The sequence below is a fragment of the Paenisporosarcina quisquiliarum genome, assembly GCF_027563315.1.
GTDB lineage: Bacteria > Bacillota > Bacilli > Bacillales_A > Planococcaceae > Paenisporosarcina > Paenisporosarcina quisquiliarum.
Genome location: NZ_JAMKBJ010000005.1, coordinates 184,359 through 198,528, shown reverse-complemented (window position 1 = coordinate 198,528; position 14,170 = coordinate 184,359). Strand labels below are relative to the sequence as shown.

Sequence of the window (14,170 nt, the reverse complement as noted above, 5' to 3'; positions counted from 1 at the left end):
AATACATAAGATGAGGGGGGAAATGATGAAGAAATTAAATTTAGCACTAATGTTAGTTATGCTTTTTGCAATTACAGTGTTATTAGCTTATGATTTTTTTCCGACGTTCGACTACTTAATAATGATTCCAAAACCATTGCTGATTACTTTGATAATTATTATTGTGTTAGCAAGTATTTTTTCTAATCGAATCCAAAAAGAGGACTCGCAAGAGGTGTTACGTTATCAAATCATTAACTTACTATATCTATTTATGTTAGTCGTTTTATTTACTATTTTGGGTGGATCTTCACAAATAGGGATTACTTTAAGAAACCCACTAGTATGGATTGTCATCGCTATAAGTGTTTTTGAGATATTCCAACAACAGAAAAAATTGAAGTTAGTGAATTAAATGTTCTACTGGTGCATTCCTTAAGATGAGTAGAGCATTTTTTTTTTTTTTTGAAATAAATGGGGCAGTGTAATTCAAAGGTTTTGAAGAAACATTTAATAGGGGGAAAGAATTTGGAATCTATTTTACTTTGGATTGTTGGTTTAATTATTTTGTACGTAATTATTTATCTTGCAGTCAAGGATGCCATTGATAAGTCAGAGGTAGGTAAAATATTAATAAAAAAGTATGGAATTAAAGAAGAGATAGTAACGATAAGTAATGAAGATATTGAAAAGGAATTAGAAGACGATGAAAGAAGATAAAATTCCTCATATATGAACTTTCTTTAGCTAACTGGGTTTTTTTTAAGATCGTAGTTCTGTAAACAGCTTTTTTCAGTTGGACTTATGGGGAGGTTAGTTGTAGAAGTAGTTGTTTTTGGGATGAGTATCGAAATCGGAATGAGGGATTCAATGTTAGTTAAAGGTTATACTGTCAGTTTTCCTGAATTTTATTGGGTGTTATTAATTCTTATATTCTTAGGGATAAGTTAATATAATATTTTTTTTGATTGGCAATTGCAATATTATGGTGTAAACGAAGTCGAGGATTTTGGAAGATATGTATTTGTTATAGTTTTAAGTATTTGCCAAAGTTTTATTTACATTTTGCTGATTAGGCTTGCAGTGTCTTTATTGAAATATTTATTTAAAAACAAAGAGCAGAAATCTTCGTCATAATGAATTTTTATCTCCTACGAACGTGGCAGGATAGTTGTGAAAATAGGTTAGAAATAAGGAGGATTAATTACTTTGAATTACAATCTTCTCCCTTTAATACTTATCGCACTATTGTTGTGTGGATGTTCAAAAACTACTTCTATTAACTTTCCTGAAAAACTGGATGTTCCAGATGAAGGAGAATATACCGTCTTCTATATAGATGATTTTTCTGTAACGATCAATCAAGAAATAACCGATGAAATGCTTCCTACATTTCTAAAATCAGAGCCACCTCATAAAATGTCAACACTGATACCCATTGAACTACAAGATTTCAACCAATTATATGGCGCTCAATTCAATATAAATAAGACTCCTTACTATATCTTTTTAGATTCTGAAGAAAATATTTTCCAAACAAATGACATAAATAAAGCCAAGGAATTTTTTAAAGAAAATATTGAAGAAGGAAAAATAAGAGAAACTTATTGAGAGGGGAAATGTATTGAGTACAGTTGTGTATATGGTTAGACACGGTGAGTCGCCAAAAGAGGGAAATGAGAGAACAAGAGAATTAACCGAAAAAGGTTATCTAGCTGCTCAACGAATTACTGATATATTGAAAGATGAAAAAATTGATGCAGTTGTTTCGAGCCCATACATTCGTTCAATATTGACTGTTGAAAAGTTAGCTCAACAATTAGGTAAAGAAGTTTTAGTCTTTGAGGATTTAAAGGAAAAGATATTTTCTTCTGAAAACAAAAGATTGGCTGATAAGGAATTGAATACAATTTTAGAAAAGTCGTTTTTCGATTCGAATTTTTCCTTAAAAGGAGGAGAATCGAATGCTGATTGTCAAAAAAGAGCTATAAAAGTTTTAAAAGAACTTTTAGATACATTGAGAAATAAAAAAGTAGTGATCGGAACTCACGGGGCAATTATGACTTTGATGATGGGATATTTCGATAGCACCTATGACTTGAATTTCTTACATAGCACATCAAAACCTGATATTTATAGAATGGAATTCAATGAACAGGAATTACTAAACGTTCAAAGAATATGGGGTTTAAGTATTAGCGTTAACCAATAAAAATTAATGCTGCTTATTAAAAAGAGCTTTAGTTAAAGATTATAGGGTTGCATATGGAAGAACATGAAAATGATAGTTAGGGGGTTGAGAAAGTGAGGAATTCAGCAAAATTAAAAATTCTGGTAGGGATATTGACGATTTTTACAGGTTTGCTTTATGTATTAGGCATATTTGGTCCAACAGAGTCAATAGTTGATACTTGGGGTCTTTTAGCAATTATTCTTGGAGGAATGGTCGTTTACTTTGGGATAAACAAGAATAAAGTATCGGCCAATGTTGAAATGGTTTTAGTCTTTCTCCTAATGTTAATACAAGTTCCTGCAATAATTTTATGGTTTACCTTTAACGGTAGTGGTATATCAGATGGAACACCGCCAAGTAATTTTGTAGCTCATTGGATGTTTGCATCACCTCATTTGGTTATCGCTTTAATCGGTATTCTTGTAATCGCTTCTTTAATTAAGAGAAATACAATTTGATTTTTATTCAACAAGTCTTTTATCTTCTTTAACTAACCGGTGCTTCATTTCAGATGGAGGATGTGAAATAGTGGATGATTCAATTAGTTACGTTATGGTCGCATTTATAATAATAGGTACAACATATAGTTTAGTAAGACAAATCCAACACATTTTGATTATCCAAAATGTAAAAGCTAATTACAAAAGGTCATTATTTGCTTATTATCTAGCGTGTGGATCACTATTTGGATTTCTCATTTCGTATATTTTAAACATACTAGTTGCAATTCAACTTATTCAATCCAATCTAGTTAAAAGCGACACTACCGCATTAAGTTGTTTTTTATTTATTATGATTTATATAATCACTAAGTGGCTAGTCATTCCCAGAATTCATAAACAGCACAAATTGTTAAAGGAATAACAGGATGATTTATTTTCTAACTTCATTGAACTCACCAGGAGGTTAGTCGAATAAGAATCCCAAGGGGGCTTGATGATAATGAATAAGGTGAAAAAGAGGTATATCATTAGTGCTTTTCTTGTTCTTCTTATTGTTTTATTCATAGCTACAAACCCAACTAAACAGGAATACCTTCAGTTTAATGATTGGGAAGAAAAACCATCAAGTATTCATGTTCAAATTGAAAGAATTAACTTTTATGTGTTTTCAACGTACACACCAGTAGTCGCTCATGAACATGGGATGACTCATTTAGGTGTATTTGGTAACTTCTATCAGATTTCAGATGGTCAATTTGATTATCCCTGGTGGTTGGATTTTTTCAACTAATAGCCAAAACCAATAAGCTTAGAAAGATAAGCAGCTGAATAATTGATCTTTAAAAGCATTTCTTTGTCGTCAGAAATGTTTTTTTCTTTGTCGAAAATTAAAAGCATCTTTAAATAACATCAAACATACAATTGAAAACGACATATTTTTATCGCAAAACGATAAAAGTTGTGGTAAAATCAATTTAAAAATAATAAGTGAGGAGCTTTTTATGAAACGGGAAACACTCTTTTTAAAGGTTGTTATTTTTCTGATGGTCATTCCGGTTTTGGCTGTGTGTATTTTTGTATTGCCTGAGCTGTCAAGTTTTGTAGCAGAGATCATGCCAAAGTTCGCTTATTTGCAATATCCCTTTTTAATCGCCATGTTTGCGACGGCTGTAACGTATATTGTTGCATTGTATCAGGCTTTAAGGCTTTTAAATTATATTGATAAGAACATCGCTTTCTCGGAATTATCGGTAAAGGCTTTAAAGAACATAAAATATTGTGGAATCACAATCAGCAGCTTGTATCTGGTGTGCATGCCAATCTTGTTTTATATGGCGGAAGTAGATGACGCCCCAGGTCTCGCAGGAATCGGATTGGTCACAATGTTTGGTTCAATTGTGATTGCAGTGTTCGCAGCTGTTCTTCAAAAGCTATTAAAAAATGCTATCGATATAAAATCAGAAAACGATTTAACGGTCTGAGGTGAAAACAATGGCGATAATAATCAATATTGATGTGATGCTGGCTAAAAGGAAAATGAGCGTAACCGAACTTTCGGAGCGGGTTGGAATCACAATGGCTAACCTTTCTATATTGAAAAATGGAAAGGCAAAAGCGATTCGATTATCAACTTTAGAAGCTATTTGTAAAGCTTTAGACTGTCAGCCTGGTGATATTTTAGAATACAAGGGTGACGAAGACATTTTGGATTCGTGATAAAAAAGTACATTTAAATAAATGCGCTTGGAGCAACATGCCCAGGCGCATTTTTCTATACAACATCTCTTAAAATGGGTGACATACTGCTGACGGGAAGAATGCCCCCATGCTTACAACGGTCCATAAAAAATGCTCAAAATGTTGTTACACATTTTGAGCTTGTCTATTAATGTATTCTATTACTTGGTGCAGCACCAAATTGTTCATAAAGAGCGAGTACATCCTGTCGACCATCAAAATGATAGAAGTAATCCAAAGTCGCTAGGAATAAAGCTTTCCCCATTTTTTCACGTTCTACTTCACTTTGAATATAGGCAATATCCTTAGAACTATCGATGAAGCCCACTTCCACTAAAGCAGCTGGCATCGTGTTTGCACGAATAACGTCGAAACCTTTATTTTTCACTCCACGATCTGTTAAGTTCCAGGCTTCTAGTATCCGATTTTGCATATAAATTGCCAGTGCACGAGATTGTTTTTCATACGGATTTGTTGCAGCAGTTCTAGCGTAATAGTAGGTTTCTTGTCCATTTGCTATGCCATTAAACGCATTGGCATGAACACTGACAAAAACATCGCCTTTATTTTTAGCTGCAAAATCTACTCTGAAATCTCTTGTTACAAAGTAATCATCCGTTCGTGTCATGAAAGTTTTTATTGGTGTCTGAGCAAAATAGGAGTTCATATGTCTAGAAATGTTCAGCACGACATTTTTTTCAAGGAATCCATTACCCGGAGCTCCTGGATCTGTTCCTCCATGACCAGGATCAATAATCACGACTAAGTCCGAAAGGGTATTCGGTGAATCAACTGGAGGTGTTGGTACCGGTACAGGAACTGGTTCAGGTTCGGGTTCAGGTGCCGGTGTAACTGGTGGCTGGATATCTAAAGGCTTGTCCATTTGAATAAAGGAACTGTGAACGTATCCAACTATTTCTCCGACTTTTATGACTGACCAATCACCAATTGAATATGAATATTGCACTTCTTGTCCGCTGTGAAGCTTTTGTATCCAAGGATATAAAGTGTTGGGACCTGTCCTAAAGTATAAATTATTCGTATTCACATACATGGTTTGGTCGAACGTTTCAGTTTGAGTTGTTCGGAAATCCGTATTAATGCCTCGAGCTAAAAATACCGCAAAGTCTCCACGTTTTATTGTAAGGTCTGATCCAAACAAACCGTCGGCCATTCCTTGAGCGATTCCTTTATCCATCAATGTAGAACTTGCGCTTGCTACACTTACGGTGTTCCCACCATATTTAAATGCACGATTCATTAGAACGGCCATCTGCCCACGAGTTAATGTTTCATAAGGACGGAAAGTTCCGTTTGGATACCCAGAGATAATGCCTCTTTCCACCATTTGTTTTATGTACCCCGATGCAAAATTACTTGAAGGAACATCAGCAAATTTAGTGGCAACTTTTTCTCCATTCATCCCTAAAGCACGACCGATCATTGCAGCAGCTTCACCGCGAGTCACTTGCTTATCTGGAACAAATTGAGTGGAAGAAACCCCACTAGCAATTTTTCCTTGTACAAGATAGTAGATTTCTTCCTGTGCCCTATGTGTCGTTCCAACATCTGAAAACATCGTGTTTGCTGATGTTGACTTTAAAGGTGTAAAAATCGACACCAATAAAAGTAATGATAGTAAACCAATCAATTTTTTCACTAATTTACCTCCAGTACTATGTATTACCAATAATTTTAATACAAAAATTCTAGAGTATGAATGATTCTTTAGGTCTATGTTTTGTAACAATTTCCATATTTATGTAGAAATATAGTGATTTTAGTTTAATTCTGTCTCAATAAACACAATAAGATTGCCCAATCGTCTGGACAATCTTTTCCATTTTATTTAGTTAGAATTCTTTTTCGATCATTTGGTCACACCGAATAGGGAAGCGTACAGCCGTGGATACCAAATAAAGATTTGTCATTATTAAATTTGCAGAGCGTTATTTTTTGTGAAAAAATTCCCCTGAATCTGGATTGAAAATCAGTTCATATTCAGAACCATCTGAGTCTGTCACTCGAAAAGTATAAAACCATTTCGATGCGAATGGAGCAAATGCATGGTTTTCCATTGGTGTATTATGCATCTGTTCAATCTGCACGATTCCCGAATCCGATTCCATGATTGTTTGTTCGGCACGAGACAAAGTATAACTCGGTAAAACAAGGTAGACAGCTATACCAATCAAAACAATGGGAGCTACTCGGAAATACCAATGCGAAGATTTCACATGCCTCAAGCTAGATACAGTGACCATTATTACTATCAATGGAATAAGTATGTTCATGATGTTGTTAAACAAAAAATGATTAATAAGCAATAAAGGTGTAATCAGTGCAAATGAAACGACAATGCCATACATTCTACTTTTGTGTACAAGAAATTGACATCTCTCATTGTTAGACACTTTTATTCAATTCAAGTAAATCTATGATTTTATCAAGTTTCTTATCAATCTCCAACAAACGAGTTTTTTTAACTGTAGAATTAATTAGGATTCTTCGAATGAAAAAAGTAAAAGAGAGTACAAAAATCACACTTAGACCAATAATTACGCCCATATACATGATTAAACCAAAACTCATCCGCCATGCCCCCATATGCAAATAATTTTCTTATATTGTAACATATTGGAAATGTTTGAAACTTTAATTAGAGGTTCTATTCATATAAAAAAGGCAGTCCCAAAATTTTTTGGGACTGTCTTTTACTTAATTTATTGTTCAACCCCAGTTAAACAGTTAGTTACCCCAATTAACGCAAGAGTTACCCCAGTTATCCAAGACCTTACCCCAGATAACACCACACCACAATCAAATCAAGTCGTAACCGACATGCCTTTTCCAGCGAGATCCTTCATCATATTACCTACTCCAGCACCGGTTCCGGATGTCGCGTGTCCTGTCATACCTGCACCCGCGAAATCCTTCATTAGTTTTCCGATTTCCGGCGCAGTACCGGTTTGGCCCGTCATTCCTTGTTGTTGCATCATGGCTTTCAATGGACAGAATTTCACTGTTCCTTCTGCAGCTTTCATGGCACCAAGCGCAACCATCATGCGTCCTTTGTTGCAGTGAGGGTTGCGAGCGAGTTTAGCTGTCCCATAAGCGAGCATACTAAGTCCTAGTGAAAGTCTTGCCAGTGCGTTGCGTGTGCTTATGTTTTGTGTTTGTGACATTTCCGTGTTTCCTCCTATCTGAATTTTCGAAAAAGTGTTCATGCCGTCTATATTTTCCAAAGTTGGTATGCTAGTATAAAAAAATGATACCCGTACGTGGAAGGAGAGTGGATACTATGCAACACCCGTTGTGGAAAATTGGGGAAATACGTCACCAATTGAGCATGATTGATGGAAAAACAAGCCCTGATAAAATTATTGTGAATGCGACATACTTACATAGCGTGCTGAAGAAATGGGTGGAAGGCAACATTTGGATTGCCAAAGACCGCATTGTGTATGCAGGTCCAAACATGCCCGCACAGACGACTGATGCAGAAATAATTGATGCAAGTGGACAGGTGATTGTGCCTGGATATATCGAACCTCATGTTCACCCATTTCAACTTTATCATCCCCAAACATTTGCTGATTATGCAGCACAATTAGGCACGACTACATTTCTATCAGACAATCTCATACTCTTTCTTTTATTAGAAAACGAGAAAGCGTTTACAATATTGGATCAATTGAATAAACTTCCGTTTTCATTTTACTGGTGGGCTCGATTTGATTCCCAAACAGAGCTTGAAAATGAAGATGAACTGTTCACCACGAAATCGATTGGTGAATGGTTGGACCGTCCAGAAGTTCTTATGGGCGGCGAATTGACAGCGTGGCCACGATTGCTTGCAGGTGATGACCAAATGCTGTATTGGTTGCAAACGGCAAAATCAAAAGGCAAAAAAATGGAAGCCCATTTACCTGGTGCATCAGATAAAACATTGGCGCGCATGCGTTTGCTAGGGTGCGACGGTGACCACGAAGCCATGACGTTAGAAGAAGTGGAAAGACGTTTGTTGCACGGTTACGCCGTGACGTTGCGACATTCATCCATTCGACCTGATCTTCCTCATTTATTAAAAGAAATTGTGGATAAAGGATTGGATGTTTTTGATCATTTAATGATGACAACTGACGGTTCAACACCGTCCTTCCATATTGACGGTGTGATGGATAAATGCATTCAAGTTGCACTCGATGCAGGAGTGAAACCAATTGATGCCTATCAGATGGCTTCCTATAATGTTGCGCGTTATTACAACATGACCAGTCTGCATGGCTTTATTGCCACAGGTAGATTAGCTTCATTAAACTTCCTTGAAAACGAACGCAATCCAGTTCCGGTCAGCGTGCTGTCTAAAGGGGAATGGCTCAAGAAGGATGGCAAGCAAGTTCAGGAGTTGCCTAAAATTGATTGGTCCGTTCTAGGTGAACTGGATTTAACGTTCGATTTAGATGATGGAGATTTCCAATTCTCGATGCCTTTTGGAATTGAAATGGTTAATGATGTCATCACAAAACCTTATAGCGTTTCGGTTTATGCTGGGGATAGTAGCTTAAGTTCCGATCATGACGAAAGTTATTTAATGTTAGTTGACCGAGATGGCAAGTGGCGAGTGAATACGATGATCAAAGGTTTTGCGAATTCCGTGCAGGGCTTTGCATCGTCTTACTCGAATACAGGAGATATTATCCTCATCGGAAAGAACCATCAGGATATGCTAGTAGCTTTCAATGAAATGAAAAAGATGAAAGGCGGCATCGTGCTTGCTGAGCAAGGTGAAGTCATTGCACATATACCACTGGCAATCGGTGGAGGATTATCGAATGAAAAAGTGGAAGATTTAATTGAGCGGGAATTGACACTGAAGAAAGCATTAAGTGATCGAGGGTATACACATGGGGATGCGATTTATACGTTGTTATTTTTGCAATCGACACATTTACCATATGTCCGAATTACACAACGCGGCATTTATGATGTCATGAAAAAGTCTGTGTTATTCCCTTCATTCATGAGATCTTAGGGGGTTCAGGGAAATGAAGAATTTGCTGTTCATGATGGTGTTACTGCTGATGATTACAGGCTGTTCAAAAGACAAAGAAGAAACAGTCGACGCAGAAGACCCAATTGTTGATGAAACGACAGATGAGAATCCATCGGAAGACGACGAAGATGAAGTTGATGAAGTGGTAACCTTACCTTATGCCGCACCTTTTACAGGTGAGCGTTCCGAAGAAGAATTCACGAAACGTCCTGTGTTGGTCACAATCAATAATCATCCGAAAGCAAGACCACAATCGGGACTGGCGAGTGCTGATATTGTGTATGAAATGGTAGCGGAAGGAAGCGTGACACGTCTGCTTGCTTTATATCAAAGCGAATTGCCGGATCGAATTGGACCGGTCCGAAGTGCACGTGATTACTTTATTGAAATTGCATCTGGCCTTGACGCCTTTTATGTTGCTCATGGCTATAGCCCGGAAGCGCGCCTCATGTTAACAACAGGTTACGTGGACAACATTAATGGAATGCAATATGACGGCACATTGTTTTTCCGTTCCCGAGATCGAGTTGCACCACATAATTCTTACATTTCAGGAGAACATGTCATTGCTGGAATGGACAAAGTGGAAGCTCGACAGGAAATCGAAAAAGTTCCGAGCCTGGCATTCTATGATTTAGAAGAAGAAGTACCTCTGAGTGCCCTTGCATCAACGATTGATGTTCGCTACGGCGGGAGTGAAGACTTCCACCATGTGTATTCATATGATACACTTACTCAACAATACTCTCGTTCTTCTGGAGGGGTTGTAACGATTGATCGAGAGACTGACGAAGAGATTCGTTTAGCCAATGTAATGTTTTTTGAAATGGCCCATCAGACAATTGATGCCGCAGGAAGACAACAACTTGATTTAACATCGGGTGGCAAAGGCTACTTATTCCAAGCAGGTATGATGAAAGAAATCGAATGGCAACAAATAGATGGCGTGCTCGTCCCATTGGAAAATGGCGAACCTGCTAAACTAGTTCCAGGAAAAAGCTGGATTCATTTTGTCAAAACAAACCCTGGTATCGACCAAATGGTTACTTTTACGCCGTAAGAATAAAAGCGTTTCTTAAGCCTCGAGATGGACATAGCAGAATTTAAATATAGGAAGTATTTTAATAGTAGTTAAAAAAGCTTCAAAAAGGAGGTAACAATTATGCAAGTAGATAAAATACGCGGTCATCAAACGGACCAGTTATTTAAAGCTGTTTTAGAATTGAAAGACATGGAAGAATGCTATCGATTTTTTGATGATTTATGTACCATAAGCGAAATCCAATCGTTATCTCAACGATTTGAAGTGGCACATTTATTACGACTGAAGAAAACATATGAAACGATTAAAAATGAAACAGGTGCCAGCACGGCAACTATTTCTCGTGTGCGTCGTTGTTTCGATTATGGAAACGATACATATGATGAAATGCTCGGCAGGTTATATCCTGACGAAAAACCTTTCCAATTTCCTAAGTACGGGAATTCAAACGAATAAATTACCGAAGGGACCACTCACATCCGAGAGTAGTCCTTTTTTGTTTGGGAAAAATGGGTGAATCCGATTAAAACGGGGTTCATGCCGATAAAATAGAGTTTCATGCCGATTAAACGCAAGACATCCAAACAATTGCCTGCTCACACTCTTCGAATAGAAGGGTTTTTTGTTATACTAGATAGATGAATACAAACAGATAGGTGGGAGCCGATGATGTATCAGGCATGGCGTCACGTTTTTAAATTAGATCCTGCAAAGGAAATAGCTGAGGATGCGCTAAAGCAGGTGTGTGAATCTGGAACGGATGCAATCCTGATCGGTGGAACAGATGGCGTAACACTTGAACTGGTTCTGGATTTACTCATACGAGTCAGACAATATAAAATTCCGGTTGCACTGGAGATTTCCAATATAGACTCCGTTATACCCGGATTTGATTTTTATTTCATTCCTTCCGTGTTGAACAGTACAAAAACCGCATGGGTCAAGGATTTGCATATCGAAGCCATCAAGGAATTCGGAGATTATATGGACTGGAATGAACTAGTTCCAGAAGGTTATTGCATTTTAAATGCAGATTGCAAGGCGGCGCGTGCAACGGATGCACAGACATCGTTATCGAGGGATGAAGTAATTGCCCATGCGAGGCTGGCAGAACACTTTTTCAGATTGCCGATATTCTACGTGGAATATAGCGGCGTTTATGGAGACCCGAATATGGTACAAGCAGCGAAAAACGTTTTGACGAACACACGTCTTTTTTATGGCGGTGGTATTACATCGGCAAAACAGGCGACTGAAATGGCTATGATTGCGGACACAATCGTAGTAGGCAACCATCTCTATGACAATTTAAATGAAGCACTCGAAACGGTGAAAGCTGTTCATGCAGTGACACTTTGACAATTAACATAAGCGGTTTATAATTGAAGAACAAATGTTCGTGAAGGACGGTGCATAATGGAATTAATCGTAAAGAATTTATTAAACGGGATGAATCCCGAACAAGAAAAAGCAGTAAAAGCAACAGAAGGTCCTTTGCTGATTATGGCAGGAGCGGGCTCAGGAAAGACGCGAGTTTTAACGCACAGAATCGCTTATTTAGTGGTGGAGAAAGAAGTCTATCCATCAAAAATTTTAGCGATTACGTTTACAAATAAAGCAGCAAGAGAAATGCGCGAGCGTATCGATGGTCTACTTGGAAACGGAACGGGAGAGCGTATGTGGGTTTCGACCTTCCACTCGATGTGTGTGCGTATTTTACGTCGCGATATCGATCGAATCGGTTATTCGAAAAGCTTCTCCATTTTGGATACGACTGAGCAATTGACGGTCATTAAACGTATTTTGAAAGACCAGAACATCGACCCTAAAAAATATGATCCCCGTTCCATGTTAAATGCGATCAGCTCAGCGAAAAACGAATGCATTGACGCCGAAACATTTGCAAGCCAAATGAATCAATTCAATCCGTTTGAGAAGACAGCATCGGAAGTCTACACTGCGTACGACAAGCGTCTACGTAAAAATCAATCCCTCGATTTTGATGATCTGATTATGACAACTTTAACACTCTTCAAACGTGTGCCGGATGTGTTGGAGTTTTATCAAAACAAATTCCATTACATTCATGTCGATGAGTATCAAGATACGAACAAAGCCCAATACGAGCTCGTCCAAATGTTGGCGAAGAAATTCAATAATTTGTGCGTCGTAGGGGACTCTGATCAGTCGATATACAGATGGCGTGGAGCGGACATTCAAAACATCATGTCTTTTGAAAAAGATTATCCGAATGCACAGGTCATCATGCTTGAGCAAAACTATCGTTCAACGAAACGAATCCTGAAAGCGGCAAATGACGTCATTCAAAACAATACAGGGCGTTATCCGAAAGAGCTTCGCACGGACAATGGCTCTGGAGAAGCAATCAATGTATATAAAGCTTATGACGAACAGCAGGAAGCACAGTTTGTCGTCAAAACAATTCAGGAATTAATGGAAAAAGACAATCGCCGACTAGATGATTTTGCTATTCTGTATCGTACGAATGCCCAGTCCCGTGTGATGGAGGAAGTGTTGGTCAAATCCAATATTACCTACACAATCGTTGGGGGCACGAAGTTCTACGATCGCAAAGAGATTAAAGACTTGCTGTCGTATTTACGTTTGATTGCCAACAATGAAGATGATTTAGCATTGGCACGAATCATTAATGAGCCGAAACGTAACATTGGGGCGACCTCTTTTGAACGTATGGCTAGATTTGCGATTGAACAGGACCGTTCCATTTTTGATGCACTTCGCGAAGTGGACTTTATGGGATTGCCTGCACGTGCAGCAAACGAAGCGGCAAAATTCCACCAGATGATGGATGGGTTCAGCCAAATGCAGGAATTCCTTTCTGTCACGGAGCTTGTCGAGCAAGTGCTGGATAAAACCGGCTACCGTAATATGCTGCGTAACGAAAAAACCATTGAATCGGAAAGCCGTCTTGAGAATATTGAAGAGTTTTTATCTGTAACGAAAGCGTTTGAAGAACGCAGTGAAGATAAAACCCTCGTGTCATTCCTGACGGATTTAGCATTGATTTCTGATTTAGATAAGCTAGATAACGATGAAGATGTATCAAAAGGAAAAGTAGTCCTGATGACGATGCACGCAGCTAAAGGACTCGAGTTCCCGGTCGTATTTATCATTGGGATGGAAGAAAACGTCTTCCCTCATTCCCGTTCGATCGGTGACAATGACGAAATGGAAGAAGAACGTCGCTTAGCATACGTAGGCATTACGCGAGCTGAACAACGTTTGTATTTAACATGCGCGCAATCGCGTACATTGTTTGGTCGTAGTGGCTATAACAACCCATCGCGATTTATTGCGGAAATTTCAGAGGACATTTTGGAACACGTGACATTGAAACAATCGGCAGGTACTGGTAGAAGCCAAACAACCCGCCGCGCTGTTGCAAATACGACACGTCCAGCAGTTGAGCGTCCTGCATATAAAGCTTCAGGCGGGGACAAGCTTGGGTGGAATACGGGCGACAAAGCCGTTCATAAAAAGTGGGGCGAAGGAACAGTTGTCAGCGTACGAGGTGAAGGCGAAAATACGGAAATCGATATTGCATTCCCGAGCCCAACCGGTATTAAACGATTACTGGCGAAGTTTGCACCAGTTGAAAAAGTATAGGTATTTCATGACGAAACATTTAGATCGAGCGG

General features: G+C 38.2%; 17 protein-coding genes. 13 read left to right on the top strand and 4 right to left on the bottom strand.

The genetic code is table 11. From position 1 onward, the window contains the following. The first annotated feature begins 25 nt into the window (after positions 1–25). The 8 genes from M9R32_RS08280 (at position 26) to M9R32_RS08245 (ending at position 4,371) form a co-directional block, all read left to right on the top strand. Positions 26–394, top strand: a complete 369-nt coding sequence (locus M9R32_RS08280; RefSeq protein ID WP_269926258.1) for a hypothetical protein — start codon at positions 26–28, stop codon at positions 392–394. A 113-nt stretch (positions 395–507) separates the two neighbouring features. Then, on the top strand, positions 508–699 hold the full coding sequence (locus M9R32_RS08275) for a hypothetical protein (RefSeq protein WP_269926257.1): 192 nt from the start codon (positions 508–510) through the stop codon (positions 697–699). 489 nt (positions 700–1,188) lie between these two features. Continuing rightward, positions 1,189–1,590 carry a hypothetical protein gene (locus M9R32_RS08270; RefSeq protein WP_269926256.1) on the top strand — a complete coding sequence of 134 codons (402 nt, stop codon included), beginning with the start codon at positions 1,189–1,191 and terminating at the stop codon, positions 1,588–1,590. A 13-nt stretch (positions 1,591–1,603) separates the two neighbouring features. Further along, positions 1,604–2,191: a histidine phosphatase family protein gene (locus M9R32_RS08265; RefSeq protein WP_269926255.1), complete on the top strand. Its 588-nt coding sequence runs from the start codon at positions 1,604–1,606 to the stop codon at positions 2,189–2,191. A gap of 92 nt (positions 2,192–2,283) precedes the next feature. Next, complete coding sequence (locus M9R32_RS08260; RefSeq protein WP_269926254.1) at positions 2,284–2,670, top strand: hypothetical protein; 387 nt, start codon at positions 2,284–2,286, stop codon at positions 2,668–2,670. 484 nt (positions 2,671–3,154) lie between these two features. Continuing rightward, positions 3,155–3,445 (top strand): hypothetical protein, encoded by a 291-nt coding sequence (locus tag M9R32_RS08255; protein ID WP_269926253.1) that lies wholly within the window; start codon positions 3,155–3,157, stop codon positions 3,443–3,445. 211 nt (positions 3,446–3,656) lie between these two features. Then, positions 3,657–4,136 carry a DUF2975 domain-containing protein gene (locus M9R32_RS08250; protein ID WP_269926252.1) on the top strand — a complete coding sequence of 160 codons (480 nt, stop codon included), beginning with the start codon at positions 3,657–3,659 and terminating at the stop codon, positions 4,134–4,136. Between the two features lie 10 nt (positions 4,137–4,146). Then, the gene (locus M9R32_RS08245; protein ID WP_269926251.1) at positions 4,147–4,371 is read left to right on the top strand and encodes a helix-turn-helix domain-containing protein; all 225 of its coding nucleotides are present in this window, start codon (positions 4,147–4,149) and stop codon (positions 4,369–4,371) included. Positions 4,372–4,540: 169 nt separating this feature from the next. Here the strand turns inward: M9R32_RS08245 and M9R32_RS08240 are convergent, their stop codons facing one another. The 4 genes from M9R32_RS08240 to M9R32_RS08225 all read right to left on the bottom strand — a co-directional run bounded on the left by M9R32_RS08240 (position 4,541) and on the right by M9R32_RS08225 (position 7,577). Continuing rightward, positions 4,541–6,052: an N-acetylmuramoyl-L-alanine amidase gene (locus M9R32_RS08240; protein ID WP_269926250.1), complete on the bottom strand. Its 1,512-nt coding sequence runs from the start codon at positions 6,050–6,052 to the stop codon at positions 4,541–4,543. Between the two features lie 289 nt (positions 6,053–6,341). Next, on the bottom strand, positions 6,342–6,761 hold the full coding sequence (locus M9R32_RS08235) for a hypothetical protein (RefSeq protein ID WP_269926249.1): 420 nt from the start codon (positions 6,759–6,761) through the stop codon (positions 6,342–6,344). A 37-nt stretch (positions 6,762–6,798) separates the two neighbouring features. Beyond that, positions 6,799–6,966: a DUF4083 family protein gene (locus tag M9R32_RS08230; RefSeq protein ID WP_418936238.1), complete on the bottom strand. Its 168-nt coding sequence runs from the start codon at positions 6,964–6,966 to the stop codon at positions 6,799–6,801. Positions 6,967–7,217: 251 nt separating this feature from the next. Next, positions 7,218–7,577, bottom strand: coding sequence for a YgaP-like transmembrane domain (locus M9R32_RS08225; protein ID WP_269926247.1), 360 nt, complete (start codon positions 7,575–7,577; stop codon positions 7,218–7,220). Positions 7,578–7,693: 116 nt separating this feature from the next. On the opposite strand from M9R32_RS08225, the gene M9R32_RS08220 reads away from it, so the two are divergent. The 5 genes from M9R32_RS08220 (at position 7,694) to pcrA (ending at position 14,138) form a co-directional block, all read left to right on the top strand. Further along, positions 7,694–9,427, top strand: coding sequence for an adenine deaminase C-terminal domain-containing protein (locus tag M9R32_RS08220; RefSeq protein WP_269926246.1), 1,734 nt, complete (start codon positions 7,694–7,696; stop codon positions 9,425–9,427). A gap of 13 nt (positions 9,428–9,440) precedes the next feature. After that, complete coding sequence (locus M9R32_RS08215) at positions 9,441–10,508, top strand: DUF3048 domain-containing protein (protein WP_269926245.1); 1,068 nt, start codon at positions 9,441–9,443, stop codon at positions 10,506–10,508. Positions 10,509–10,610: 102 nt separating this feature from the next. Next, on the top strand, positions 10,611–10,946 hold the full coding sequence (locus M9R32_RS08210) for a YerC/YecD family TrpR-related protein (RefSeq protein WP_269926244.1): 336 nt from the start codon (positions 10,611–10,613) through the stop codon (positions 10,944–10,946). 210 nt (positions 10,947–11,156) lie between these two features. Then, entirely contained in the window at positions 11,157–11,849 is a 693-nt protein-coding gene (pcrB, locus tag M9R32_RS08205; protein WP_269926243.1) for a heptaprenylglyceryl phosphate synthase, read from the top strand. A gap of 57 nt (positions 11,850–11,906) precedes the next feature. Next, a complete protein-coding gene (gene pcrA / locus M9R32_RS08200; protein WP_269926242.1) occupies positions 11,907–14,138 on the top strand; it encodes a DNA helicase PcrA in 2,232 nt (743 codons plus the stop codon). The last annotated feature ends 32 nt before the right edge of the window (positions 14,139–14,170 follow it).